The organism is Syntrophobacterales bacterium, from assembly GCA_019429105.1.
GTDB lineage: Bacteria > Desulfobacterota > Syntrophia > Syntrophales > UBA5619 > DYTH01.
Map to the genome: position 1 here is coordinate 15,956 of JAHYJE010000006.1, position 25,129 is coordinate 41,084.

Annotated in this window: 24 protein-coding genes; 3 read left to right on the plus strand and 21 right to left on the minus strand. The window is 54.1% G+C overall.

Annotated features, from left to right (window positions below; translation table 11 throughout):
• Window positions 1-23 precede the first annotated feature (23 nt).
• Entirely contained in the window at window positions 24-1,241 is a 1,218-nt protein-coding gene (locus K0B01_03110; protein MBW6485127.1) for an MFS transporter, read from the plus strand.
• An 11-nt stretch (window positions 1,242-1,252) separates the two neighbouring features.
• On the opposite strand, the gene K0B01_03115 is transcribed toward K0B01_03110, so the two are convergent.
• The 4 genes from K0B01_03115 to K0B01_03130 all read right to left on the minus strand — a co-directional run bounded on the left by K0B01_03115 (window position 1,253) and on the right by K0B01_03130 (window position 5,302).
• On the minus strand, window positions 1,253-2,557 hold the full coding sequence (locus K0B01_03115; protein MBW6485128.1) for a glycerate kinase: 1,305 nt from the start codon (window positions 2,555-2,557) through the stop codon (window positions 1,253-1,255).
• Window positions 2,558-2,718: 161 nt separating this feature from the next.
• Window positions 2,719-4,167, minus strand: a complete 1,449-nt coding sequence (locus tag K0B01_03120; GenBank protein ID MBW6485129.1) for a 4-hydroxyphenylacetate 3-hydroxylase family protein — start codon at window positions 4,165-4,167, stop codon at window positions 2,719-2,721.
• 33 nt (window positions 4,168-4,200) lie between these two features.
• Window positions 4,201-4,869 carry a hypothetical protein gene (locus K0B01_03125; GenBank protein ID MBW6485130.1) on the minus strand — a complete coding sequence of 223 codons (669 nt, stop codon included), beginning with the start codon at window positions 4,867-4,869 and terminating at the stop codon, window positions 4,201-4,203.
• A 94-nt stretch (window positions 4,870-4,963) separates the two neighbouring features.
• On the minus strand, window positions 4,964-5,302 hold the full coding sequence (locus K0B01_03130) for a hypothetical protein (protein MBW6485131.1): 339 nt from the start codon (window positions 5,300-5,302) through the stop codon (window positions 4,964-4,966).
• Window positions 5,303-5,591: 289 nt separating this feature from the next.
• Between K0B01_03130 and K0B01_03135 the strand changes: the two genes are divergently transcribed.
• Window positions 5,592-5,927: a type II toxin-antitoxin system RelB/DinJ family antitoxin gene (locus K0B01_03135; protein MBW6485132.1), complete on the plus strand. Its 336-nt coding sequence runs from the start codon at window positions 5,592-5,594 to the stop codon at window positions 5,925-5,927.
• Window positions 5,924-6,214 carry a type II toxin-antitoxin system RelE/ParE family toxin gene (locus K0B01_03140; GenBank protein ID MBW6485133.1) on the plus strand — a complete coding sequence of 97 codons (291 nt, stop codon included), beginning with the start codon at window positions 5,924-5,926 and terminating at the stop codon, window positions 6,212-6,214. Before K0B01_03135 ends, K0B01_03140 begins: the two co-directional genes overlap by 4 nt.
• A 357-nt stretch (window positions 6,215-6,571) precedes the next feature.
• On the opposite strand, the gene K0B01_03145 is transcribed toward K0B01_03140, so the two are convergent.
• From K0B01_03145 to K0B01_03225, 17 genes are all read right to left on the minus strand, one after another.
• The gene (locus K0B01_03145) at window positions 6,572-7,558 is read right to left on the minus strand and encodes an inorganic phosphate transporter (protein ID MBW6485134.1); all 987 of its coding nucleotides are present in this window, start codon (window positions 7,556-7,558) and stop codon (window positions 6,572-6,574) included.
• A gap of 2 nt (window positions 7,559-7,560) precedes the next feature.
• Window positions 7,561-8,190, minus strand: a complete 630-nt coding sequence (locus tag K0B01_03150) for a DUF47 family protein (protein MBW6485135.1) — start codon at window positions 8,188-8,190, stop codon at window positions 7,561-7,563.
• A gap of 123 nt (window positions 8,191-8,313) precedes the next feature.
• On the minus strand, window positions 8,314-10,053 hold the full coding sequence (gene ade / locus K0B01_03155; protein ID MBW6485136.1) for an adenine deaminase: 1,740 nt from the start codon (window positions 10,051-10,053) through the stop codon (window positions 8,314-8,316).
• A gap of 160 nt (window positions 10,054-10,213) precedes the next feature.
• On the minus strand, window positions 10,214-11,908 hold the full coding sequence (locus K0B01_03160) for a DEAD/DEAH box helicase (protein ID MBW6485137.1): 1,695 nt from the start codon (window positions 11,906-11,908) through the stop codon (window positions 10,214-10,216).
• Between the two features lie 323 nt (window positions 11,909-12,231).
• Entirely contained in the window at window positions 12,232-12,936 is a 705-nt protein-coding gene (locus K0B01_03165) for a DEAD/DEAH box helicase (protein ID MBW6485138.1), read from the minus strand.
• A gap of 279 nt (window positions 12,937-13,215) precedes the next feature.
• A complete protein-coding gene (locus K0B01_03170; protein MBW6485139.1) occupies window positions 13,216-14,124 on the minus strand; it encodes a DUF1016 domain-containing protein in 909 nt (302 codons plus the stop codon).
• Window positions 14,121-14,594 (minus strand): DUF1016 family protein, encoded by a 474-nt coding sequence (locus K0B01_03175; GenBank protein ID MBW6485140.1) that lies wholly within the window; start codon window positions 14,592-14,594, stop codon window positions 14,121-14,123. The genes K0B01_03170 and K0B01_03175 overlap by 4 nt, the downstream gene beginning before the upstream one ends.
• A gap of 78 nt (window positions 14,595-14,672) precedes the next feature.
• Complete coding sequence (locus K0B01_03180; GenBank protein ID MBW6485141.1) at window positions 14,673-15,470, minus strand: iron-sulfur cluster assembly scaffold protein; 798 nt, start codon at window positions 15,468-15,470, stop codon at window positions 14,673-14,675.
• On the minus strand, window positions 15,471-16,745 hold the full coding sequence (locus tag K0B01_03185; protein ID MBW6485142.1) for a cysteine desulfurase: 1,275 nt from the start codon (window positions 16,743-16,745) through the stop codon (window positions 15,471-15,473).
• Window positions 16,736-17,098 (minus strand): DsrE family protein, encoded by a 363-nt coding sequence (locus tag K0B01_03190; protein MBW6485143.1) that lies wholly within the window; start codon window positions 17,096-17,098, stop codon window positions 16,736-16,738. Before K0B01_03190 ends, K0B01_03185 begins: the two co-directional genes overlap by 10 nt.
• Window positions 17,099-17,140: 42 nt before the next feature.
• Window positions 17,141-17,383 carry a sulfurtransferase TusA family protein gene (locus K0B01_03195; protein ID MBW6485144.1) on the minus strand — a complete coding sequence of 81 codons (243 nt, stop codon included), beginning with the start codon at window positions 17,381-17,383 and terminating at the stop codon, window positions 17,141-17,143.
• Between the two features lie 92 nt (window positions 17,384-17,475).
• The gene (locus tag K0B01_03200; GenBank protein ID MBW6485145.1) at window positions 17,476-18,546 is read right to left on the minus strand and encodes a lipid A deacylase LpxR family protein; all 1,071 of its coding nucleotides are present in this window, start codon (window positions 18,544-18,546) and stop codon (window positions 17,476-17,478) included.
• A complete protein-coding gene (dinB, locus tag K0B01_03205; GenBank protein MBW6485146.1) occupies window positions 18,543-19,787 on the minus strand; it encodes a DNA polymerase IV in 1,245 nt (414 codons plus the stop codon). Before dinB ends, K0B01_03200 begins: the two co-directional genes overlap by 4 nt.
• A 48-nt stretch (window positions 19,788-19,835) precedes the next feature.
• Window positions 19,836-20,747 carry a cysteine synthase family protein gene (locus K0B01_03210; GenBank protein ID MBW6485147.1) on the minus strand — a complete coding sequence of 304 codons (912 nt, stop codon included), beginning with the start codon at window positions 20,745-20,747 and terminating at the stop codon, window positions 19,836-19,838.
• Between the two features lie 489 nt (window positions 20,748-21,236).
• Window positions 21,237-22,880 carry a hypothetical protein gene (locus tag K0B01_03215; GenBank protein MBW6485148.1) on the minus strand — a complete coding sequence of 548 codons (1,644 nt, stop codon included), beginning with the start codon at window positions 22,878-22,880 and terminating at the stop codon, window positions 21,237-21,239.
• Window positions 22,881-22,944: 64 nt separating this feature from the next.
• Window positions 22,945-23,406 (minus strand): MaoC family dehydratase N-terminal domain-containing protein, encoded by a 462-nt coding sequence (locus K0B01_03220; protein MBW6485149.1) that lies wholly within the window; start codon window positions 23,404-23,406, stop codon window positions 22,945-22,947.
• 105 nt (window positions 23,407-23,511) lie between these two features.
• Entirely contained in the window at window positions 23,512-25,128 is a 1,617-nt protein-coding gene (locus tag K0B01_03225) for an AMP-binding protein (protein ID MBW6485150.1), read from the minus strand.
• Window position 25,129 lies beyond the last annotated feature (1 nt).

Consider the following 25,129-nt stretch of genomic DNA (forward strand, 5'->3'; position numbering starts at 1 on the left):
CCGGATATTCTGTAAAAGGAGCCATGAAAACTCTACGACAGACAGGCACAGGCGAAGGGAGCGAGGGAAAAGACGGCGGGAATGCTGCTGTTTATGCCATTGTCCTGTCGCAGTTCTGTTTTGCCTTCGGCATGAACATCGTAATCTCCTTCATGCCCTTTTACATATTGGACATCAGCCAATACAGCCCTACCCGGACGATGATCTGGATCGGACTGATCATGGGGCTAAACTCCTTTGTTATGGCCGCCGTCGCCCCTTTCTGGGGAAGCCTGACCGCCAAATACAGTCCCAAACTAATGTACGAAAGGGTTTTCTTTGTAAGCGGCGTCATTACTCTGTTGATGGGCTTTACGCGAAGCCTGCCGTTGATTTTGGCGCTCCGGATCTTCCAGGGCGTCTTGGGCGGCGCCTCCACTATCGGCATTTTTATGGTATCACGGCTTTCCCTCCGGGAAAAACTGGCCGGCAACCTTAGCTTGTTTCAGAATTCGATCACCGCCGGCCAACTGCTGGCTCCTCCGGTGGGCGCCTACGTTGTCGTGCACATGGGCTACACGGCGCCGTTTATCCTCTCGGCGGCTTTAATTTCCGTGAGCCTGCTGCTCTGCCATTTATACGTTTCCGGGATTGCCCCGAAACAAGAAGAAATTGAAGGTAAAACTTCATATAAGAAGCAAGTTATCTTCGGATGGGTGTTGAGCTTCATCGCCACTGTCAACCTGACGTTTCTGCCAGCCATTCTTCCCAACGTCCTGGCAGGATTTTCGCTGAAGGGCAATGACGCCCTCAAGGCTGCCGGGTTTGTAATGATGGGATATACTGCAACTGCGATTTTGGGGAATTACCTGATCAGCAACCTGACGCCGCTGGCGAAGATCAAAAAAACAATAGTCGCGGCCTGCCTTTTCTCGGCTTTTTTACAAATAATCATGTACTTCGCCCCCGGGGTCTTCTCCTTTGCCGCGGTGCGGATGCTCCAGACAGGGGCGATCGCCGCCGTTATCTCGCTGGTTATGGCTGAATTTGCCGGGGGAGGAGGCGGGGCAAAAATCGGCTTCCTTAATTCCGCCCGTTTTGCCGGAAACGGCGCCGGTCCGCTTTTGGCCACCTCTGTGCTGGCCCGGGCAAACCTTTTGACCCTCTATATTGTCATCTCCCTGTCAACGGTTGGTTCGGTGCTGGCGTTCCTGTTCGCGGAGCGGCAGGTCGGCCGCACAACGGCAGCTAAAAATTCCTGATTAGTTTTCCCTCAGCCGTTTATAAGAAGCGCCGAAATATCCATCACATTTGTGCCGGTGGGACCGGTTTTGACAAGGTCGCCGGTCTGTTCAAAAAAATGATAGGAGTCGTTCATAGACAGATACTGTTCAATGTTGAGATTGAGATTCTGCGCCTTTTCCCAGCTCTCCCGAGAGACTATCGCCCCGGCGGCGTCCGAATTGCCGTCGATCCCGTCCGTCCCCAGGCTGAAGAACGCAAAACGGGAAGCCCCGCGCAGCTCGTTGAGCACGGCAAGCGCCATCTCCTGATTGCGCCCTCCCTGTCCGTCGCCTTGAAGAGTCACCGTCGTCTCCCCACCGAAAAGCAACAGTACTGGCGGGGGAAAGGGCTGTCCCGTTGCCGCAATCTCCTCGCCGATGGCAACTATCGCCCGGGCCGCCTCCCTCGCCTCTCCGCGCAGGCGGGAAGTCATGATCCGGGCAGTTAAGCCCAGCCTTTCGGCATTCTCCTTGGCCTTCAGGAGGGCTTTAATGTTGCTGTCGATAATGAAGTGCTCTATCGGCGGGTTTTCGCTTTGCGGCGTATCCTCCAACTGTCCGGACAATCCCCGCTCAACAACCGTTCTGATGGCAGCCGGCGCCCCTTCCCAGAGGCGGTATTTTTTCAGGATCGCCTGCGCGTCGGCAAAGGTGGAACGATCAAAATACAAAGGTCCCGAGCCGATCGCCTCGAGATCGTCGCCGATCACATCCGAAACCACCAGGACAACTCCGCGCGCCCTGGTCAAGCGGCCCAGCCGTCCACCCTTGACCAGCGAGAGGTGCTTGCGAACGATGTTGATCTCTTCGATCGGAACGCCGCCCGCCAGGAGTCCCTTCGTCAGCGACTGCATATCCGCAAGCGAAATCGGGGGGACCGGTTTTTCGATAAGGGCGGAACTGCCCCCGGACAACACATAGATAAAAAAATCTTCCACCGCAAGCGCCGCCATTTTTTCCATCAGCATTTCCGCCGCGCGGACGCTCTTTTGGGTCAGCACCGGATGCGAGCTCTCAAACACCTCAACGCCGTCGAGGAAGGCGGGATAGTTCGAGACAACAAAACCCTCCGCAAGCTTTTCCCCCAGCAACTCTTTTACCGCCCGCGCCGTCTCCACGGCGGCTTTCCCGCTGCCGAACAGATGCACCCCGCGTTCTTCGGGGATAACAAAATTTTTCCCTTCAATGCTCAGAACCCCCTGGGCAAATTTCAATTTCTCGCGCACCATATTGGCCGGCAGTGTTGCTGCAATAGTCTCTCTTACAATTGCCGTCATTATTTCTCTGCCGCTCATACTTCGCCTCCCCTTTCGGTTTTCGGTCGCTACTTTTTGCGAACCTTGCCATGAAAATAACGCCGCTTAGCGGTCATCGCTTGTTATCTTTAGCTGTTCAACAGCAAAGTCGGCGCCCTGGGGACTCGTTAGATACAGTTTCGGCAAGACCGACTTCTCCCTTATTTTTCTCGCTCGATCCCGCACAGGCACTTCGCTTTCTTCTGCTTCTGCTTCAGATTGATCAGCCGGGAAATCATGATCCGCTGGGCCTGGGGGGAGCCGGCGCCATGCATGGATTCCGTCAGGTACCCGACAGCCGCCGTTCCCAGGGTGATGTTTTCAATAAGCCGCAGTATTCTCAGACGGTGCTCGGTGGGAACATCCTGTTTTGTTTTCAGATATTTGTCCACCCATTTGCCCACCACCGGCGAGTGGAGATCCTGAGCGGAGGGACAGGTTGCCATCAGGCCGCCCGCGATGTCCTGGGAAAGTCTCGCTATTTCGTAAGGGAAGCGCGTGACATTCTGCTTGTGGACGTTGGCCAGCAGAACATCGACGAGATATGTGCCAGACGGCTCTTTGTGCCCCTCCGCTGCGCAGGCAATGCAGCCGCAGAAAAGGGTTTCGTTCAAGTGATTCATTTCGACGATCTTGTCCTTCACATGGGAGGCCTTTTCCACGCCGTTGTACTCGGCAATGGTCTGGGTCGCCCCGATCAGCACATCGCCGACCCCCACCTTGCACGCGTAGCTCTGGCGATGGTAAGCGGCAAAATTTTCCACGAGCTGGGTGGTAAATTCATGCTCCTTGTACAGGAAAACCCGCTCCCAGGGGACAAAAACCCTGTCGAAGACGATTAGCGCCTCGTGGCCGCCGTAATACATGTTGCCCCGATCGAAGGTCATACCCTCGAGCTTGCGGGTATCGCAGGATTGCCGCCCGATGATGTAGGTTATACCTGCGGTATCGCTGGGAAGCGCGAAGGATACGGCATAATCCCTGTCTTCCTCCCGCATGGAGAGGGTTGGCATCACGATGAGCTCGTGGGAGTTTACCGCGCCGGTCTGGTGGAGCTTGGCGCCGCTTACCACGATCCCGTCTTTCCTCTCTTCCACGACATGCAGGAACATATCCGGATCGGGCTGCTGCGAGGGGGCGAGCGCGCGGTCGCCCTTGGGGTCGGTCATCGCGCCGGTGCAGACCAGGTCGTTTTCCTGAACGTACTCCAGATACGCCAGGAAGCGTTTGTTATAGACAGTCCCATACTTCGCATCGAGCTCATAGGTCGTGATCGACAGGGCGTTTAGAGCATCCATGCCGACGCAACGCTGAAAACAGCAGGCGGTGAGCGACCCCAAAAGACGCCCCATCTTGCTTTTTTTCACCAGGTCTTCGACGCTCTGGTGGATGTGGGTGAACCGGTTGATCCGGTTGCCGGTGAGGTGGGAAGTGGCCGTCATGATGTCTTCGTATTCGGGTTTGCGGGCGTTTTCGTAGGTGGCGGCGACGGCGTTCATGGACGGTCGAATGATGGGATCATCAACGGGGTTTTCGACCTTCTTGCCAAACATGTAAACGTTCAACTTCAGTTTCCTGAGACTCTCCTCGTATTGACTTGCATTCATCATTTTGCCCATATTGTTGCTGGTTCGACAGTGCTTTTAGTTCATCGGGATGATGTCGGCATAGGCAAACCCTTCCCGTTCGACGATTTCGCCAACCGTGATCGGAATGGCCTTTCGGAACATCGGGCCGCCGACAACGACCGTGTGAATTTCTCCATTTTCTCCGCACAGGTCTGTTCCCTCCGGAAACTCCTTAAGCAACTCCCTCGTCCATTTCAGGCCTGCGTAACGAGCGGGTAATTTCTTGAGGTCTACACTGCTCAAGTACGCTTCCATGCCTCCGGCAAGCATCTGTTCGGCGAGTTCGTCCGTGGGAATCTTCCACAACGGAAAGACTGGTTCAATCCCAGTCCCCGTCAATTGTTTCTCACGATACCTGCGGATGTCCTCAAGAAACAAGTCTCCGAACGCAATCTGTTCAATCCCATTCGCCGTGCATTGGGTGACAAATTCACGCATGACGGCATCGGACTGATCGTTTGTACAGGGATCAGGGAAGTTGATGAGTTGGATTGGCAGGCAGACCGCCTCGGCCTGCCGATGCAATAATCTCGGTCGAGTTGCGTGCATGCAAACGCGGTCGTGTTTCTGGTTCATAACAGTGAACAGCCCCTGAAGGTCTGTCGCAGGGTCTTGCCGCAGCAGATGGAGCGCCCATGCGCTGTCCTTCCCGCTACTCCAACTCAGTAGTGTTTTCTTTTTCATTTCTTAGTGTCGAACGCCATGGATCACTGGTTTTCAAAGAGCGCAGCGAGTTGAAAATCCAGTGCATCCATTTGTGTACGCCCTTATAGGTTACTCAGCATCGTGCCGACAAGCCAAACCGCCACTGCAGCAATGAGTGGCGGAATTCTATATCTGAATCCAAGAGCCCGAAAACTGCCCGCCAGTACCCCAGCACCCAATGTAGATATCCAAGGTTTGCAAAACCGTAGCCGAGCGTGGGCAAGAGTGGTGCACCTTGATTGGCGATTGTCACCTGCGCGCCAATCGGGTAGAGCATCGCAAGAGTGCTGAGCCATGGAAAGCTGGATCGTTCTTTTCTGCTGCCATAAATCTGTATGAACTCTTTCTGCCATCCGTGTGCAAATTCAGAAGGACCCGGATCGCAACCTTGCAGTTGCATTTCCGCGCTCATGAAACGCCAACCCTCCTATCCCATTACAAACCCGGGTGAGATATCTCTAAATCTCTTGACAAACAAAATGCAAGCATTTATTTTACCGCTTCCGGATATCATGTCAAAATTAAGGTTATACGGATGATGGAGATCTCCACATGGTGTCAATTCCCCCTGCATTAATGCTGAAATTTGATGAGCAGCCTATAATATAATCAGGGCAATCACAACCACATAATCAGAATTGTATTGATATTGGGTCTGAATAGGGCTATATTGTAGTTACAAAGATTGAAGGAGGGGCAATATGTCAGACACCATGATCCGCTCGAGGATAGACGCATCGTTAAAGATTGAGGCGCAGTCGCTTTTGGATGGGATGGGCCTTTCCATGAGCGAAGCCATCCGGCTTTTTCTTCACCAGGTAGTGGCGGAGAAGGGATTGCCTTTTCCCGTCAAGCTGTCGAAGGAGGCCGCCGAAGAACACGATCGCTGGTTCCGGCAACAGATCGAACCAGCCGTAGAAGAAGCGGACAAGCCTGGCACTGCTTTCATCCCGCATGAACAGGTGCGCGGCAGATGGGATGCCAAACGTAAAGAACTGGCGCAACGCGTTGTTCCCATGCAGAGGAAACAGAATTGATTCTGGAATGGCTTCCGACGGCGCAACGGGATTTTGACGATCTTGTCGATTATATTGCCGCCGATCAGCCCCTTGCGGCTATCGAACAGGGTGATAAAATCGAAACACAGGTGTCGCTACTCATAGACAAGCCACGGATGGGCAGACCAGGACGCGTAAAGGGAACACGAGAGCTCGTTGTCGTCAGGTCTCCTTTCATTGTTGTTTACCGCATTAAAGGAAAAACCATTCAAATCCTGCGCGTTCTTCATGGCGCCCAACAGTGGCCGAGGCGGTTTTCCCGATAATATTCAATTCAATTAACTCTGGTGAATACCTCCCGACAACTAAGCAACTTAATTGCCGGGAGGGGATGTTGGCGGCGGAATTTGCAAGCCCGCCCACCGATTCGGTCAAAGGGTGCTCTCAAGGCTCAGATAGCTTGGTTGACACAGCAAAAAAGCGAGTTCATTGTACTTTATAAACTTGTGAGCCAATTGCAAAACTATTTGTCATTCCCGAAAGCGGAGCTTAATGTACACAATGCTTCTATCGGGAATACGGTTTTTCAAGCAGTTAGAACCAGATTATGAACATTAAACTTCGTTTTCCCGCTTAAAATGATTGCGGGAGTGACGAGAATGGGGAGTGTTGCAAATGCCTCTTCAGAAACCGGAGCTGATTGCGTATGTTGCAGCCGAGATCAGGGCGGCGCAGGGGATCGTTAAAAGCCATGCCCAGAGGATTTGGCCTGCCACCCCCCAGCGCACGGCGGTTAAGCGGCGCAGGGAGCCCACCCCCATAATCGAGCCGGTGATCGTATGCGTGGTGCTTACCGGAATGCCGAGGCTCGAAGCGAGAAAAAGACTGACCGCCGCGCCGGATTCGGCGCAAAAACCGTCAACTGGTTTCAGCTTGGCGACCTTCTGCCCCATGGTCTTGACTATCCGCCAGCCGCCGGACATAGTGCCGAGGGCGATGGCGCCGTGACAGGAAAGGACGACCCAGAGGGGGATATAAAACTTGTCTCCCAGCAGACCGGCGCTGAAGAGCAGACCGGCGATAATTCCCATGGTTTTCTGGGCGTCGTTGCCGCCGTGCCCCAAACTGTACAACGCCGCCGACAGAAGCTGCCCTTTACGGAAGATATGATCAACCTGGGAGGGCGCCTTTTTCCGGAAGATCCAGTGCACGGCGCTGCCAAAAACAAGGCCCAGAATAAGGCCAAGGATGGGCGAAATGAAGATAAAGGCAACGGTTGTAAGAATTCCCTTCCACAAAAGAGCGCTTGTGCCCGTTTTTACCAGAGCCGCACCGATCATACCCCCCATGAGGGCGTGGGAAGAGCTCGTCGGCAGACCCACGCGCCAGGTAATCAGATCCCAGGCGCAGGCGCCGATGAGGGTGGCGAAGATAATATGGGAATCCATAATGGCGATATCGACAATTCCCTTGCCGATCGTCCCGGCGACATGCAAACCGAAGAAAAGGAAGGCGACGAAATTAAAAAAGGCGGCCCAGACGACAGCCTGACGCGGGGTCAGGACGCGCGTCGAAACAATTGTGGCGATTGAGTTTGCGGAATCATGAAACCCGTTTAAAAAATCAAATCCCAGCGCCAGGGCGATCAGAAGCAGAAGACTCCAATCCATTATCACCCCTGTTTAATCAGAATGGAGGCGGCAATATTCGCCACATCCTCGCACTTGTCGAGCACAGTTTCCGCTTCCATGTAAATGTCTTTCCATTTGAGGACATGCATGGGATCGCTGGCATTCTCGAAAAGTTTGCTGAGAACCTCATCCCGTAACTGGTCGCCGAGATTCTCCAGCCGGTTTACCTCGATGCAGCAGGTGGAAATCTTGGTTGACTGCTTCAAATCCCGCAGGCCTCGCACCGCTTTGGCAAGGTTGTCAACCGACCTCTCGATCAGCTCGGCAAATCTCATAAGATCTTCATTTTTTACGTCGTTGAGCTTGTAAAGAAGCATCCGGTTGGTTATTGCCTGAATCAGATCTATCACGCTGTCAAATTCATGGGCCAGCGAGTAGATGTCCTCACGGTCAAAAGGGGTGACAAAAGTCCGGTTCAGGCGGTCGATGATTTCATGCGTTACCGTATCGCAGTTCTCTTCGATGCAGTGCATCTTCTCGATTGCCTGATGGTCAAAGGTTCCGGCAGTCGCAAAATCACTGAAACAACGGGCAGCATCTATGGCATGGACGGCCATCTGATCGAACAGATCGAAAAACAGGTATTCTTTGGGAAGCAGGCTGAATTTCATCTATTTTCACCTAATTTTAATAAATGCTGAAGTAAAGGGGCAAAGACTCTTTCCTCGTTCCGCGGCCTTGTATAGATGATTTTTCTTCGTGAGGCAAGAACAAAATCATCTTGTTTTTTCCCATCAGACGTCGGCAAAAATCGCAACGTGACGAAAGAGATTCACGTCAACAAGCCCCCGGTCGGTCAAGCGGAGTTCCGGGATAACCGGCAGGGCAAGGAAGGACAGGGCCATAAACGGTTCGGGAAGCCCCGACCCCAGTTCGTGGGCCGCGCGGCGCAGCTCCTGCCAGCTTGCGGCAACCTCGGCAAGCGGGGCATTTGCCATAAGCCCGGCGATCGGCAGCGCCAGACTGGCCAGAACCTTACCCTGGCAGACGGCAGTCATGCCGCCATTCATTTTTTCTATCGCCTTGACGGCTGCAAACATCTCTTCGTCGTCGCAGCCGACAACGATTATGTTGTGGGAATCATGGGCAACCGAGGAGGCAAGCGCCCCTTTTTTCAGGCCAAAGCCGCTGACAAAGCCGAGCCCGATATTGCCCGTGCGCTGATGCCTTTCCAAGACGGCCAGCTTGAGGATATCCCGGCCGACATCGGAAACGACTTTCCTGCCTGCAATTTTCGGAGCGACGAGCATCTGTCTGGTCAATATCTGCTCCGGAATCAGACCGATCACCCTGATTTTGCCCGCCGCCTCCGGAACGGCAAGGGCGCCCGGTGCAAACGGCCGGATATTTATCTGCCCCATCTTTCCCGTTTGAGCCTTGGCGGCCGGCGCTGTTGTTTCGACCGGCAATTCCCCCCGGGGAAACACAATCCGCCCTGCCTTGACGACACTGCGGATGCAAAGGGGCGCAAGCGACGAAAGGATCAGCAGATCGGCTTTGTATCCCGGGGCAACGGCGCCGAGGTCGCGCCTGCCGAAGTAACGGGCCGTGTTGCAGGTAACCATCCGAATCGCAGAAACAGGCTCCAGCCCTTCTTCCACCGCCAGGTTGACAAGGTGGTCGAGGTGGCCCTGCGCGAGCAGGTCATGGGGATGTAAATCATCGGTAGCAAGGGAAAAATGGCAAATGTTATCTTTATTTACGAGGGGCAGCAGGGTCTTGAGATTCTTCGCCAGCGTCCCCTGACGGATCATGATGTGCATTCCCAAGCGCAGTTTCTCGCGCGCCTCGGCAAGATCGCTGCATTCGTGATCGGAGTGGATGCCGGCGGCTATGTAGGCGTTCAGGTCCCGGCCGGAAAGACGCGGTGCGTGGCCGTCGCAGACGGCGCCGCCAAAGGCAAGCAATTTTTCCAGCGCCTCCTTGTCCCCATTTATGACTCCCGGATAATTCATCATCTCGGCCAGGCCAAGTACCCGCTTATGCCGACGCAACGTTTGCAGAGCGGCGGCAGAAAGAACGGCCCCGGATGTCTCCAGGCCGGTCGCCGGAACGCAGGACGGAAGCATAAAATAGATATCGACGGGAAGCCGCCGCGCGGCAGCCATCATGAACCGTATCCCTTCAATTCCCATCACGTTGGCTATTTCATGCGGATCGGCGATAATCGCCGTTGTCCCATGTTTTATAACGGCTTTCGCCAGCTCCTGCGGGGAAAGCATCGTGCTTTCCAGATGCATGTGGGCGTCGATGAATCCCGGCGTGATATAACAGCCGGTCGCGTCAATCATCCGGGCGCCTTCGTAGCTGCCAACACCGGCGATCATGCCGTCGTACACCGCGACATCGGCAGTTATGATCTCGCCGGAAAATACATTGACAACCCGGCCCCCCTTCAGAACGAGGTCCGGTTCCTTAAGTCCACGGGCCACGCCGATCAGATTTCTCAGCCGTTCGAGCTTTTTCATCGCCATCCTCTTCGTTTACGAAGATAGACCCTCTGCGCAAACAACGCTCCGGAGAAAGGGCTTCCCAAGGATTTGTCTAACCGATGGGGCAGTTAAGCACGATTTTGTCTGTCTGCCAATGCCAAATATTCACGCATCTCTTTCCGCGCGTAAAATTAAGACCGGCCTAAGCCCTGGCCATCGTAAACGGCTGTTTGCGAATCGAGTAGCGGCCCGCGTTTGCCAGTACCTTGCCGACAAACTGCTCGGGCACATCCACCAGCGTATGATCGTACTGGATGTAAATCTTGCCGAGCTGCGAGCCGGGGATATCGGCCTGATAGGAAAGCGCGCCCACCACATCCGCCGGGCGAATGCCGTGCGTTTTGCCGATGTTCATCGAAAGGCTTACCATCCCCGCTTCCCGGGAAGCCTTTTTGTCTTCCCGCGACAGCGTTGTCCGCGACCCGCTCCGGGAATCAGCGCGCTCGGCCGGGCGCTCTCGCCGCAACGGAGTTCTCCGGCCAGGCCGTTCGGCGCCGGAGCGCTCCCGGGAAATCTCAATAACGTCCGCAACCGGGGCAACCGGGCGCATCTTTTCATCGGCCCGGGCAATCTTGATGGCAACGGCGGCCAGATCAAGCGGGTCGGCACCTTCCGCCACGAGCTTTTCGACAATCACGCGCTCCTGCTTGCAGCGGCCGCGCTTCAGCCAGAACAACAATTTTTCCACAAGCTCACCCTGGCGGCGGGCCATAATTTCTTCGACGCCGGGCAATGTTGATTTTGTCAGCGTCTGGTGGATAAAGGCTTCCACATTGTGCAGGCGGCGCTTCTCCGAGGGTGTTACCAGCGTAATGGCTATGCCCGTGTGGCCGGCGCGCCCCGTGCGACCGACTCGATGGATATAAATCTCGGGATCTTCAGACAAATCGTAGTTAAAAACGTGGGAAATGCCTTCAATATCGAGGCCGCGCGCGGCAACGTCAGTCGCTACCAGCACCTTGATCTGGCCGGCGCGGAAGCGGTTCAGCGTACTCTCGCGGGATTCCTGACTCAAGTCGCCGTTCAGGGCCTCGGAGGCAAACCCGCGATTGGTCAGTTCCGCCGCCAGATCCCGAGTTCCCAGTTTCGTACGGGCAAAAATCAGGGCGGAGGTTATCTCTTCCACCTCAAAGAGGCGGGTGAGCGCGGCTGTCTTGTCGGAGTGATTCACGAGATAATAGCGCTGCTCGATGGCGGCAACCGTCATCTGTTCGCGCCCGATCGTGACTGATTGCGGGTCGTGCATGTACTTTTTGGCAAGCTTGCGGATAGGGGCTGGCAGGGTAGCCGAGAATAAAGAAGTCTGGTGCTCAGTCGGAATGGCGGAAAGCAGGGCCTCGATATCTTCAATAAATCCCATCGAAAGCATTTCATCGGCTTCATCGAGAACGACGGTACCGACCTCGCTCAGGTTAAGGGCGCCGCGATTGAGCAGATCCAAAAGCCGTCCGGGCGTCCCGACAACAACGTCAACACCCCGTTTTAATTGGCTTAGCTGTTTTTCATAAGAGGCGCCCCCATAAATCGCGACAACCCGTACCTTGCAGAATTGTCCGAGACCGATCATCGCCTCCGCCACCTGCAGAGCCAGTTCGCGGGTCGGGGCCACAACAAGGGCCTGCGGGAGGCGACTGCCCATTTGCAAATTGTTAAGGATGGGAATGGCAAAGGCGGCGGTTTTGCCGGTGCCGGTCTGCGCCTGGCCGATAGCATCAATGCCGGCCAGCATGAGGGGAATAATTCCCTCCTGAATGGGGGTGGGCTCGGTATAGCCAAGCGCGGAAACCGCCTGCGTAAGTTCGGGGCGCAGGTTTAGATCAATAAATTGTGAAGTCATTTTCTTCCTTTCGTCTTGTTGTCCAGAATCACCGGGTTCGACATCCCGGATAATACTGGATGGTTACGAGACTCTTGTTTCAATGACTCCGCAATGCTCTTGCCAACACCAGGCCTTCCTCGCGGAAGAAACCCGCCCAACAAAAATGCCCGACCGTCGGTGCGCCGGGCTAATACCTCGGAATTTTCAAAACAACGTCCCAATGCAATGGATCTTCTACTATGCCGGGTCTTCAAAAAACAACTCCGACGAGCGGGTGTATATGGGGAATGCCCCTGTTTGTCAAGGGAATTGTTAAAGACGGCGTCAGGGCGGACAGCTTGTCAATCGGAAACTTCCCTTTCCTTGCTCGCCGCCAAGGCGCCCTGCGCCCCCTTTGAAGCTTTTAGATTTGCCGGAGGGACCAACCCAAACAAACCGAAAAGTTCCTTGCTGGAAAGTTTTGATTTCAGGTCCAGCGAAACATTGTTTACCAACTCGTCGAAGAGCAACTGTTTTTCCGCCAATATTTTTTCGATTCTTTCCTCGATTGTATCTTCTATCGTGTATTTGTAAATGTGAACGGGAAAGGCTTGGCCCAGACGGTGCGCTCTGCCCTCGGCCTGAAGCTCGACGGCAGGATTCCACCAGCGATCAAAATGAAAAACATACGAAGCATCCTGGAGGTTAAGCCCTTGTCCCCCGGCCCGGAGCTCCCGGCCCGGGTTGAACCTTGGCGATTTTTCACCATCTTTCAAGGATGTTACAAATTCCAGAATTGAGGCAAGATCATCTTCCCGATTTTCGAGGGGCGTGCCTGTAAGCGCCCAGGCCCTCGCTCGCTGCAATAGTTTACGTTTACGGCTTATTTCTACATCCCGATTTTTTATTTTTTGAGCTTCATCGAGGATGACAACGTCCCACACGCGGCGACGGGGTGGGGATTGAGAATTGCTCGTACAATCAGAGCGAAAGGTTTCATATGCCAGTACTCGCGGGAAAGCTGACGAAAAGACCATTTTTCGTTGCGGTTTCACCGCTCTGATCAAGGAGATAAATATCCCGTGCGAATTCCTGACGTGAATAATCCTTGGATTGCCCAGGCAATAAGGTTAGCAATAAAGTCGCTCATCCTGTTCGAACATTTTTACGCCCGACGCCTTTGCCATCTCCAAAATCTCTTCGATGAATGTTCGACTGGCAACATAGTTTTCGCAGTCGAAATTCCATCCCTACCGGGTATTGCTAAATTGTTGTTTGAGGGCGGCGATTGCCTGTTCGGCAGATTCAATCGTTTTCTTCAAGTCGCGAAGGTTGCCTGCCTGCATTCATGCCCACCTCTTTTCGTCACCATTGAACACGGCGCAAGGGCGGCCCTGCTCTGTAAGGGCATCCGGCAAGACATGAGGAAATTTGATGTGCCTCAGGTGGCAGCGATATTTGCGACCGCCGCACCATTGGACGGCGGCCTCTTTCTTGGCCAGGACGATGGGATATTCCATCTGGTTGCGGGCCTTCGGCTCAAGCATGAAGATTGCCGCTGCCGTTTCGGCCACAAAGGCCGGCTGATATTCGAGATGGTCGGCGCCGATCCGGTAAAGGATATGGAACTGGCCTTTGGCGGGCTTGATCCATTTATCGGCATCGCGATCGAGGAGCACGGCCAGCTTGCGTTCCGCTTCCGAATCGAATTTTTGCACTGGATAAAGGCAGCGAGTGAACCCGTTGAAGAGGTATTCGGCCATGTTGCTTTTGTCTGAGGGCGACGCCCGATAATCGAGCGGCGGCTCCGCGACGTTATAGGTATAGGCGCTTTCCTTGAGCTCCGTATAACCCTTGCTGACGACCGACTCATATCCGGCAGCATCCTCCCAGGAATGGGCCTGCATCTGCGAGTGGATGAACCGGGCAATGTCCCGCTGATAGCAGCGCAGCACCTTGCGGGTGACCACGGCCGGTTCCTTGACGAAGCCGTCGGTATCGTTTTTATCTGTGCAAAGGATCAGACCCGGGGACGGATTATCATCGGCTACCCGCCGTTCCCGATCGAAATAATTCACGTAGAGCTGAATTTGACCGATATCCTGATGCGTGAGCTTGCCGACTTTGAGATCGATCAAAACGAAGCATTTGAGAACCGTATGGTAAAAAACCAGATCGATGAGGCAATTGCAAAACTCCCCATTCTTGTCATTCCCGCAACGATTCTGAGCGGGAAAACGAAGTTTAATGTTCATAATCTGGTTCTAACTGCTTGAAAAAACCATATTCCCGATAGAGACATTGTGTACATTAAGCTCCGCTTTCGGGAATGACAAATGGTTTTGCAATTGGCTCCGATGTAAAAATGATCTCCGTCCAATGTGATCCGTTGCTGTCGGGCTATAAAGGCGAAGCCCCTTCCCAGCTCCAGCAGGAAGGCCTGCAAGTTGTTGATCAGCGCCTGCTCAAGCTCTGACTCGACCAGTTTCGGCGACGCGGGAAGACCTAGAAACTCTATGACCACCGGATCTTTGAACACATCGGGAGATTCATCACGCACTGCGTGATGAATTCGGGAGGTGCCCTGCGACAAACCCTGCAAAGATTTGCCACGCAGTGCGTGATGAATCTCCACTGGCAGGAGAGCAGGATATTCGACATAAAACTGCCGAAACCAGCGCAGGTTTGTCCCCGAATAACCGGATCCGAAATCCGCAGTCAGCAACGAAGCGAGTTCTTCAAGGAGCGTCTCGCCATACCCGGCCTTGACTTGATTGTCTCGCGCGGTTGCCGGGATGCGCTGTCACTCGAGCGCCACGACTGCGTCCACCGTCAGCTCGTACTCCTCGTTCTCGTTGAGGTCGTGCACCCGAACCTTCTCGACCTCAAACTCGCCGAGGACGGCAAGCAACTGGGACTCGTAGAGAACCTTGACATCCGATCGCTTGAGCGGCGCCCGGAAGTCGTCTTTGGCCTCAGGCTGCTTGTAGGGACTCATGAATACTACGCGCCCCGTGTGCTCCGTTAGCGCGAGCGCGAGCTTGACTGACCGCTCGCCGCGGTCGAGGATGAGCACGCGGCGGTCTTTGAGCTCGTCAGGGTTGGGTTCCTGCCGATAGACGCCCTTGCCCACAAGGGCGTCGAACCCTTCCACGATTGTCGGCGGCAGCTCGCACGACTGCCTGACCGTGCCGGGCGCGGGCGCCTCCGGCGTCTCGCCGCGCCGGCCCTCTCGCCAGGACTTGATGGCCTCGTGAAGCGCATCGGCAGCCAGGTTGGAGCAGTGCATTTTGATGGGGGGGAGTCCGTCGAGCGCGTCCGCCACGTTGCCGCGCGAAACCTGCATCGCCTCATCGAGGGTCATTCCCCGGACGAGCTCCGTGGTCATGCTGGATGTGGCAACGGCCGAACCGCAACCAAACGTCTGGAATTTGATGTCCGCAATGCGGTCATCCTTAACTTGAATGTACATGTACATGAGATCGCCGCAGACGGGATTGCCTACCTTTCCCACCGCGACGTCGGGCCCCTCCAAAGTGCCGACGTTCCGGGGGTTGCGGAAATGATCGAGAGTTTTTTCCGAATATTGAGTTGATTTCATTTAGCTTTCTCCCTTGAGTTTCTTGTCCATATCGTAGAGCGGCGAAAGCGAGCGCAGCCTCGCAACAATGCCCGGCAGCGTCTCCAGCACACGCTCGACATCCTCGGACTTGCTCCAGCGCCCGAAGGTGAACTCGAGCGATCCGTGCGCCTCCTCGTGCAGCAGCCCGCAGGAGAGCAGCGTATGCGATGGTTCAAGCGTCTTGGACGAACAGGCCGACCCGGTCGAGACGGACACGCCCCTGTCCTTGAGGGACAAAAGCAACGACTCGCCCTCGACGGCCTCGAACCGAAAGTGGGCGTTATTGGGCAGCCTCTCTGTCGGATGCCCGTTTAAGTGCGAGTCCGGAATGGCCGCAAGCACCTCCCTGATCAGCCGGTCGCGCAGCGGCAGCATCCGCGCCACGTCGTCGGCCATCTCACGCGCCATGATATCCGCGGCCTCGGCCATGCCCACGATGGCGGGCATGTTCTCGCCGCCGGAACGGAGACCGCGCTCCTGTCCGCCGCCGATGATGACGGGGGCAACATTCACGCCTTTGCGGACGTAAAGAGCGCCCAGACCCTTGGGGCCGTAGATGTCGTTGGAGGAAAGCGTCAGCAGATCTACGCCGACTTCGCGCATATCGATGGGGACAAGGCCCTCGGCCGCGACAGCATCTACATGCAGCGCGATGCCGGAGCCCTTGAGCAGGGCGGCGATTTCCCCGATGGGTTGAACGGTGCCGATCTCGCTGCTGGCCCACCCCACGGAAACGAGCAGCGTCTCATCCTTGAGGCGCGCCCGGAGCTTCGCGGGGTTCACCCGTCCGAACTGGTCAACGGGAACCCGGGTAACCTTGAAACCCTGTTTCTCAAGCGCCTTGGCGAGGTTGTGCACGGAGATGTGCTCTACCTCGGCGATAACTACGTGGTCGCCCTTGCGGCGGTTGCGGGCGGCATAGCCCAAGAGCGCGAGGTTATTTGATTCGGTCGCGCCCCCCGTGAAGATAATCTCGTCCTTCTCGGCGCCAATGAACCGGGCAACGCGCTCGCGCGAGCGCTCGAGCGCCTCCGTCGCCTCGTCTCCATCCTCGTGCAGCGAATTCGGATTCCCGAACCGCTCGGTGAACCACGGCAGCATGGCCTGGACGACCCGGGGGTCAACAGGCTTCGAGGACTGGTAGTCCAGATAAACGTTTGCCGGCATTAAACTTTTCTCCCTATCACTCCGAAGCGGCTTACAACCAAAAAGACCCCCGTGGGGGCGGTTCGAGACCGCCCTGCTTAGAACCACATGGCGGCATCGGCATCCAGCGCCAGATCGTTCAGCGTCCCCGCTCCCACAACCTTCGCGCCCGGGATGAGTTCAACCTTGTCCCAGCCGAGCATTTGCTTGGAGGCCTCGCATACAAGGACTTCGACGCCCATCTGCATCGTCTTGTCGAGCATCACCTTCACTGTGGGAAACGATCCCATCTTGATGGCCTCGGCAGCGCCCGGCCTCATTATCTTTATCCCCATGCCAAGATAGTAAACCTTGGCCTTCAATCCCATCGCCACGGCGGTCTGGGCCAGCACCAGGGGCGAGTACTGCCGCTCGGGCGCATCCGTCGTCTGCACATACAGAATAAATTTTTCGTCAGCCATTTCTTTTCGCTCCTTATATTCAATCTGAAAAACGCTCAAAGGTCACTTCAAGCGTTTTATGAGAAAGCGCATATGGTCGTCATACTTTTCGAAACTTACGACCTCGTGGCCCGTGCGCTTGGCAAACCGCTTGAGATCCTCTTCGGCCGCAGGATCGTCGGTGACGACCTCCAGCACCTGTCCCACATCGATCTGGTCGATGTTGGTCCGTGTCTGCAGGAGCGGCTCCGGACAATAGAGCCCTATGCAATCCAATGTCTGATCGGGTTTGATATCGTTAGCCACTCCCCAGCCCTCCCCAAATGCTGATTTAATAACGCCTTGCTTTCACTCGGTTTGGAATATAGGGACGCTGTTTTTGCTTGTCAAGGTATATTTTAAAACGTGAAAGATGCGGAGATCGCTCCGAAATTCTGCACTTTCTTCTGGGTTTTAAATTCTTTCGTGCGCTGAACCAGCGAATAGGTGATTTTGAAGCGGTGGATGATCATGCCTATACCGCCGACCAGATCGGCAACAAACGGCTGTCTGGCGACGCTGTGACTGTCTTGAAAAGTATTCCCGTCGAGCAGGATGTTCCGGGCAACGGCGCTCCCATCGACCGCGAAGAAAAGGTGGATGCCGAAACGCTGGAAAGGGCTGAAAAACCGGGGGTTTGCATCATCGACCGGGGCATTGCCGTCGGCTCCCGTCCGGATCAGATACGTCCCGAAATCGTTCGGAAGGTTCCAGCCGAAACGCAACTGGCCGCCCAGATTGATTCCTGTGTAGGCGTTTCCGATGGTAACCCCCATGTGGGGAATGCAGTCGAACCCGAGTCTTGTGGAGCTTCCGGTGCTGAATACTTTCCATTTGCGTTCGAAATAAATGTTCAAGATGGGTTCGTCGCGAAGCTGATGAGACCAACCCTGGGGATCTACAGAATCTATCCAGTGGTGGATTTCCTTCTGGCAGTCTTCTGCGTAGGAATGGCGTCCGACAATCCCCAGAGCGAATTCTATCGTGTCCATCTGCCGCGAGTTCTTGCTGTGCAGTCCCAGCCCCAGGTAGGTGATCCCGGCATAGGGCCGGTCGTCCGGGAGCAGTTCGCTTTGCTCCTTGTCCGCCGGCGTGTAGATGTTCTGTCCCAGGGAGACGGAAACCGAGCGCTGCTCCCCCTCATCGTTCACGAAAGGCACGCCTTCAATGAAGCGGCGCATCCACAAGGGCAGACCGGCCACCTCCCGGTAATTAGCAAGGTCCCGGGAAATCCAGGAGAGCTTCGTCCCATGCGTGTAATAGCGGTCGTTGTTGTCGAAACTAAAAAGGTCGTTTTCCAGATAGAGAGTCAGGGTGTCCGACCGCCCGGCCGCTCCTTCTCCTGCAAGCGCCGGCTTTGGCGGAAAACAGATGAGGAAAAGGACAGCCGCCAGAATAAGACTTTGTTTTATTTCACAAAAATCTTTCATGGCAAATCAGATGAATCCTCGGTGTTTTTTCGGGGTAAAGCAAGAATGGCAAGAGCGTTATTTTTCCCCCCCGAGCGGTCTTCTTCCTTTTTAACCAGCGAGGCAAAGGTTATCATTGTAGAACCATGCCTGCTTCGTATCTTATCCATGGCCCTGTCTATCAGATCGTTTTTATAGCTCTTGGGCTTTTCTTCAACTTGATCAAAAAGCGACAACTGCACCGCAGGGCATTCTTCATCAAATCCCGAAAGACTGATTCCGATTAACCTTACCGGGCGGCGACTGCTCCAGTTTTGCTCAAGCAGGAGGCGCCCTGCCTGGTATATTTCCCTGGTGGCGTAAGTTGCAGAAACGGCTGTCTGCCTGCTCACGACATTAAAATCGGAATACTTCAACGTAATCTGGATGGTCCGACCCTTTTTGCCATGCCTCCGTGCATCCCGGCCCACAGCGTCAGCAAGGTTCATCAGAACGATTTTTGCCTGTTCAATGTCCGAAATATCCTCCGGCAAGGTTGTTGAGCGGCCGATTGACTTCATCTCATCGGCCTGACGAGGGAGAACCGGCGAATTGTCAATCCCCCGGGCGTGCAGATATATATCCTTGCCAGCTTTTCCCAAAGCCTTGACGAGGAGGTTCATATCAGCTCCCGCAACCGCGCCGATCGTTCGCATTCCCAACCTGTTCAACTTCTCGGCGGTTTTACTGCCCACGCCGTACATCTCTTTTACCGGAAGCGGCCAGAGCTTTGTGGGGATATCGTTCTCCCATATTTCCGTTATTCCCAGGGGCTTTTTCATTTCGGCCGCCATTTTTGCAAGAAACTTGTTTTCAGCGATGCCGATTGAGCACCACAGGCCGAGTCGGTCCTTGATTTCCGCCATTATCCGGCGAGCCGCCGCCAACGGTTCGCCAAAAAGTCCCTCGCACCCGGTCATATCGAGCCATCCCTCATCGATGCTGTTCTGCTCCATAACCGGCGTATAATTCAACAGCAGGCTCATGACCTCGTTTGATTTTTCCTCATAGAAATGGTGATCGGGAGGCGTCAGCATGATTTTCGGACAAAGCTTCAGGGCCTCGTGCAGCACCATGGCCGTCTTGACGCCATATGCCCTTGCTTCATAGTTTGCCGCCAGAATGATCCCCCTGCGTTTTTCCGGATCACCGGCCACAGCCGCGGGGTTGCCGATGAGCGAAGGATTCCTCGTCATTTCGCAACTTATGAAAAATGCATTCATATCGACAAGAAATATAACTCTGCGCGTGATACACCCCTTGCAGCAAAATTATTCAAAAAGCTTGGTGCTTAAGTATTTTTCGCCCCTGTCGGGAAAGAGGGTGACAATATTTATTTTTTTGCCGGGCGTGCGCTTAACTTTTTTAGCCACCTCCAACGTAGCCACCATTGCCGCGCCGCTGGACATGCCTACAAAGATGCCTTCCTGCTTGATTATTTCCCGCGCCATCGCAAAAGCCGCCTCGGTTTCAACCTGGATTATCTGATCGAGTTTTGCTTTGTCGTAGATTGCCGGGACAATCGCCTCCTCCATATTTTTCAAGCCCTGGATATAATGGCCGAGCGTAGGCTCGGCGCTGACAATCTTCACGTCCGGACTGCAGAACTTTCGCAATCCCGCGCCAACGCCCATCAACGTCCCGGATGTGCCGATTGACGCCACAAAATAATCAACCTGCCCGCCTAACTGATCATGAATCTCCTGGGCGGTGGTTTCGTAGTGGGCGGCCTTGTTGTACTCATTGGAAAACTGATCCGGCATGAAATATTTTTCGGGATATTGTTTAACCAATTCCCGTGCTTTTAAAATGGCACCGTCGGTGCCCTTCTTCCCCGGCGTCAATGTTATTTTTGCCCCGAAGGCCGCAATCATCTTGCGCCGCTCCACCGAAACCGCATCGCTCATCACAATTTCCACCTGGTAGCCCTTGATGGCGCCGATCATGGCAATGGCAATTCCCGTGTTGCCGCTGGTTGGCTCAATAATGATTTTCTCCTTTGTCAGCTCGCCGCTTTTTCCCGCCTGTTCAATCATCCGCAAGGCGATCCGGTCTTTAACGCTGCCGCCGGGGTTTACTCCCTCTATCTTGGCATAAATATTTACACTTTTGGGATTGGGATTTAATCTGTTGATGGCAACAAGCGGCGTTTTGCCAATGGTTTCCAGAATATTTTTATGCATAATTTACCTAACCCTCTGTAATTTTCGGGAACAGCCCATAAACCTCCGGCAAATTACCCGCCCCTGACGATAATATGCATTTTTACGCCCGGCGCGCAGCTGCTGAACAATATAAAATTAAAGAATGACAGTCAATCTTAATTTTCCTTCACTTCCCTTTTCCCCAATTGAGAGTCCTCTTGCTTGGGCAGCGCAGCAGACATGAGCAGCGCGTTCTTCAGCGAGAGGCGAGCGAAGTAAATCAAATATCTGAATCATTAACTCGGGGGGCGGCGCGTCAAGAACACGAGAAGAAAATCCGTGGCAAGCGAATCGGCAAGTACGAAGTTTCCGGCAGCTTCAGGCTGCGGCGCACCGTGGGCGGTTTCAGCGGCAGATCACGGGCCGTTTCCGTCTGATTTATGATTTGCCCGAAACGAAAACAGCATGCCCTCATTAATCTACGAAAGTCAGGCGGGGAGCTATTCAGAAATTGCTCCTCAGCCTTCTTTAAAATTTGAAATTTCCAAATTTTGATTCATCTATCGGTTTAAGCAGAGAAACTTCGAAAGCCGTCGCCAAGGCATTTCGACATTCCTTCAAAGGAAGCGTGCCATCCTGAAAAAGTCTGGCTTCGAGAAAAAAAGGGTGGGCCTCATTGGAGTATTTATCGACCATCATCTGTTCGAATTTACCTGCATCTTCTTCATCCATCTCCCGACCGTCTTTCCTTGCATTGACGCGTTCGAGACTTGTCAGGATGGAACCGGCGGTACGACCGGACATAACTGACGTTCTTGCTCTCATGGTGTGAAAAATAAACCGGGGATCATACGCCCTGCCACACATGCCGTAATTGGCGGCGCCATGATCGGGACCGATCACCCATTGAATCTTGGGAACGTTGGCACAGGCGCATGCCCGCACCATATCAGAGCCATACTTTCCGATCCCCGCATATTCCTGCTGGCTACCCACCATGTAACCCGGGGATGCCTGTATATAGAGAATCGGTATCTTTTGGGTGGAACAGCGAACGACCCATTCGGCAGCCTTGCGGGCGGATTCCGCAAAGATAACGCCATTGGCGTTGCTGGCGACGATCCCAACGGGCAGTCCTTTGAGATATATACGTCCACAGATAATGTTATCGCCACGCCCGGGAGCGTACTCCTTCTTGTACTCGCTGAAATAGCTGTCATCTGCGATAGAAACGATAACCTCCCGCGCATTGATTCCCCGGTACGTATCTTTGGGCAGGATTTCATAGAGCCTCTCGATGGGAACCTTAGGTTCATTTATTTCCCTTCTCTCGATCCATAATTTCTGTTTCGGTTCTTGAGAAAGCAACTCCCTGAGTTTCTCGATTCCCTCGTCCTGGGTGCGCACAAAATGATCGGCCCCTCCGGAGATGCCGGTATGAACCTTTGCGCCCCCGAGATCTTCCATAGACACGATTTCGCCTATAGCTGATTTGACCATCGGCGGCCCCCCCAGAAAAGCATGGGACATCTGGTCAATCATAATGGATTCGCAGGCAAGATAAACGATATATGCGCCGCCGGCAGTATTGCCGCCCGTGCTGAGAGTGTACTGTTTCAGCCCTTTGGCGGACATCCTGCTCATATTGAAGAAAATCCTGCCAAATTGCCCTTTCCCCGGGAAAACTCTTGCCTGCATCGGCAGAAAGCCCCCCGCAGAATCTGCAATGTAAACACAGGGTATTCCGGCTTCATCGGCTATATCCTGGGCCCGCAGATGCTTTTTGGCAGTGATAGGATAATAGGCGCCGGCCTTTACCCTGCTGTCATTGGCAATGACCATCACCCAGTTGCCGTGAACCTTGCCCAGACCTGTTACCACCCCGGCAGCAGGAACATCCCTTGCCGTCTCATAATTAATGCCGAAGCCTGCGCCTCTGCTCAGTTCCATGAATTGAGTCCCCGGATCGATCAGTTGCTCTATGAGCTGCCTCACTGGCTTCTTTCCCTGTTTCACAAGACGGTCGATCTGTTCCTGCCCCCCCGGGTTACGCGCAATCTCCCACATGGCATAGAGTTTCTCTTCTTCCGCCAGCCAGTGATCCCGATTCTCCAGAAAAGCCATCTCCTTCTTTTGCGCGCGCATTGTCTGCCTGTCATTATTGTCAGCCAAATCCCAGCATCCTTTCTTCAATCAAGAAATAAACAAGATGTTTTCCCGTTTCGAGCATTGCAGATTAGGGTTTTTTCCCGCACAATACCTTAATAATGCAGGTAACGAGAAGTTCCCCTTTCTGATTTCTTATCGCATGTTTCGTGTTCAGGACGCCCCGCGTCTTGTCTTTCTCCGTTATATCAATGACCTCCACTTCACAGTATATAGTATCGCCGATCCTCGTTGGCGCGGTAAAACGCACCTTGTCCATCCCGTAGAACGCTATAAACGACTCCGGCAGATAACCCGAATATGGTCCCAGACGAAACGGCAGCGCCATGCCAATGCTCAGGGTAAGCATTCCATGGGCAACCCTCTCCCGGAACGGCCCTCTTCCCGCATAAGTCATATCGGTATGGAGCGGATGCCAATCGCCGGTTATTCCGGCGAAATTGACAATATCGGTTTCGGTTACAGTGCGACCGGGCGAAACCATCTTTTCGCCAACGGAATAGTCCTCAAGATACCGGTACTCTTTGCCCATTCAGCCCCTCCCTTTTTTATAACCCTTACATTCCGTTTCTCCGCCATTTGCCACAGACACTTCCTAAATGGAAACAAAAAAACAAAATGGGCGGCTACCGTCGGATTACAGTTCCTTGAGCTTGTTTTTCATGATCTTCCCGGTTTTGGTCATGGGCATCTCTTCAAGAAACTGTATGGCCCGCGGATAAGCATGGGCTTCGAGTTTTCCCTTCACATGTTCGCGAATGCTTTCCTCCAGTGCCAAGTCCGCCTTGAAACCCGGGTGGGGAACAATAAAGGCCTTGACTATCTGTCCCCTCACCGGATCCGGAACCCCCAGGACGCAAACCATGGCCACTGCCTTATGTGTCATCAGGCATTCCTCAATCTCTCCCGGTCCGATTCTATATCCGCCGCTTTCGATAAGATCGTCGGCCCGGCCGGCAAACCAAAAATAGCCGTCTTGGTCTTTCCGCCCCAGATCGCCGGTTTTCAGCCATTTCCCGGCGAATTTTTCCCTCGTTGCTTCAGGATTGTTCCAATATTCGAGGAACATAACGGGGTCGGGACATCTGACGGCAATTTCTCCCACTTCCCCGACGGCTGCCCTCCTTCCCGCTGCATCGAGAATTTCCACATGATGACCGGGCACAGCCTTTCCGATCGATCCTTTGACAATCGGCATCACTCCGGAGCAGAAACCAACGACCAGATCGCATTCGGTCTGTCCATAATGCTCGTTGAGCTCCACGCCCAGGTTTTCCGCACTCCACCGGTACAACTCCTCGCCCATTGTTTCGCCGCCGGCAGTAACCGATCGCAGGCGTATGTTGTACCTTTCGCGCACATTTTTTACCTTGTTCATCATCATCCGGAGAACCGTGGGGACAACCATCAGATTTCGCACCGAATATTTTTCCATGATGGAAAAAACCCTTTCCGGGTCGAACTTGGCGGGGCGGAAAGCCAGCACAGGCACGCCGTGATGCAGGGAGGGAAATAGCGCGTCAAACGATCCGCCGATGTATGCCCAGTCCAGTGGCGTATACAGAAGATCGCCGTTCTGTGGAAAGAGATTGTGGTAAAATTCGAATCCGGGCAGGATCCCGAGAAGCAGACGGTGAGCATGCAGAGTTCCCTTGGGTTGCCCCGTGGTCCCTGATGTATAAATGATAAGGGCCGGATCATCGGGACGAGTTATTTCCGGGGTAAAATCATCGGTTTCTGCCTTTAAGCTTCCCCAGAAATTCAGTACGCCTTCGCCGCCGCCTTCTTCACCCACAACAATGACCAGCTTCAATTCCTTCAAACCGTCTCTGATTTCCCGGATCTTTGCCAAATTTTCGCTGTTCGTTATCAATACCCTGGTTGCGCTGTCCCGGAGTCGGTACTCGATGGCCATCTGGCCAAAAAGCGTCAACAACGGCAAGGCAATGCCCCCAAGTTTGTAAACAGCGACATGGGAAATCAGTGTTTCCGGACACTGGGGAAGCAAAATCCCCACCCGGTCGCCTTTTTCCAGACCTTTTGCCTTTAAAACATTGGCCAATCTATTAGACAGTGATTTAATATCCTGGAATGAATATCGCCGCTCTTTCTCTTCGGGATCAACATATATGAGGGCAAGCCGCTCGGGACCATCCGCCCATTTATCGCAGACATCCACGCCGATATTATATGTTTCGGGAATATTCCATCTGAAATTTCGGCACAGATCGTCGTATGTCCTGCCTTCAAGCATT

Bases quoted from the DNA above. Each gene is read 5' to 3' on its own strand.
- K0B01_03110 (MBW6485127.1), top strand. From the start codon at position 24: ATGAAAACTCTACGACAGACAGGCACAGGCGAAGGGAGCGAGGGAAAA.
- K0B01_03115 (MBW6485128.1), bottom strand. From the start codon at position 2,557: ATGAGCGGCAGAGAAATAATGACGGCAATTGTAAGAGAGACTATTGCA.
- K0B01_03120 (MBW6485129.1), bottom strand. From the start codon at position 4,167: ATGATGAATGCAAGTCAATACGAGGAGAGTCTCAGGAAACTGAAGTTG.
- K0B01_03125 (MBW6485130.1), bottom strand. From the start codon at position 4,869: ATGAAAAAGAAAACACTACTGAGTTGGAGTAGCGGGAAGGACAGCGCA.
- K0B01_03130 (MBW6485131.1), bottom strand. From the start codon at position 5,302: ATGAGCGCGGAAATGCAACTGCAAGGTTGCGATCCGGGTCCTTCTGAA.
- K0B01_03135 (MBW6485132.1), top strand. From the start codon at position 5,592: ATGTCAGACACCATGATCCGCTCGAGGATAGACGCATCGTTAAAGATT.
- K0B01_03145 (MBW6485134.1), bottom strand. From the start codon at position 7,558: ATGGATTGGAGTCTTCTGCTTCTGATCGCCCTGGCGCTGGGATTTGAT.
- K0B01_03150 (MBW6485135.1), bottom strand. From the start codon at position 8,190: ATGAAATTCAGCCTGCTTCCCAAAGAATACCTGTTTTTCGATCTGTTC.
- ade (MBW6485136.1), bottom strand. From the start codon at position 10,053: ATGGCGATGAAAAAGCTCGAACGGCTGAGAAATCTGATCGGCGTGGCC.
- K0B01_03160 (MBW6485137.1), bottom strand. From the start codon at position 11,908: ATGACTTCACAATTTATTGATCTAAACCTGCGCCCCGAACTTACGCAG.
- K0B01_03170 (MBW6485139.1), bottom strand. From the start codon at position 14,124: ATGAACATTAAACTTCGTTTTCCCGCTCAGAATCGTTGCGGGAATGAC.
- K0B01_03180 (MBW6485141.1), bottom strand. From the start codon at position 15,470: ATGAAATCAACTCAATATTCGGAAAAAACTCTCGATCATTTCCGCAAC.
- K0B01_03190 (MBW6485143.1), bottom strand. From the start codon at position 17,098: ATGGCTGACGAAAAATTTATTCTGTATGTGCAGACGACGGATGCGCCC.
- K0B01_03200 (MBW6485145.1), bottom strand. From the start codon at position 18,546: ATGAAAGATTTTTGTGAAATAAAACAAAGTCTTATTCTGGCGGCTGTC.
- dinB (MBW6485146.1), bottom strand. From the start codon at position 19,787: ATGAATGCATTTTTCATAAGTTGCGAAATGACGAGGAATCCTTCGCTC.
- K0B01_03210 (MBW6485147.1), bottom strand. From the start codon at position 20,747: ATGCATAAAAATATTCTGGAAACCATTGGCAAAACGCCGCTTGTTGCC.
- K0B01_03220 (MBW6485149.1), bottom strand. From the start codon at position 23,406: ATGGGCAAAGAGTACCGGTATCTTGAGGACTATTCCGTTGGCGAAAAG.
- K0B01_03225 (MBW6485150.1), bottom strand. From the start codon at position 25,128: ATGCTTGAAGGCAGGACATACGACGATCTGTGCCGAAATTTCAGATGG.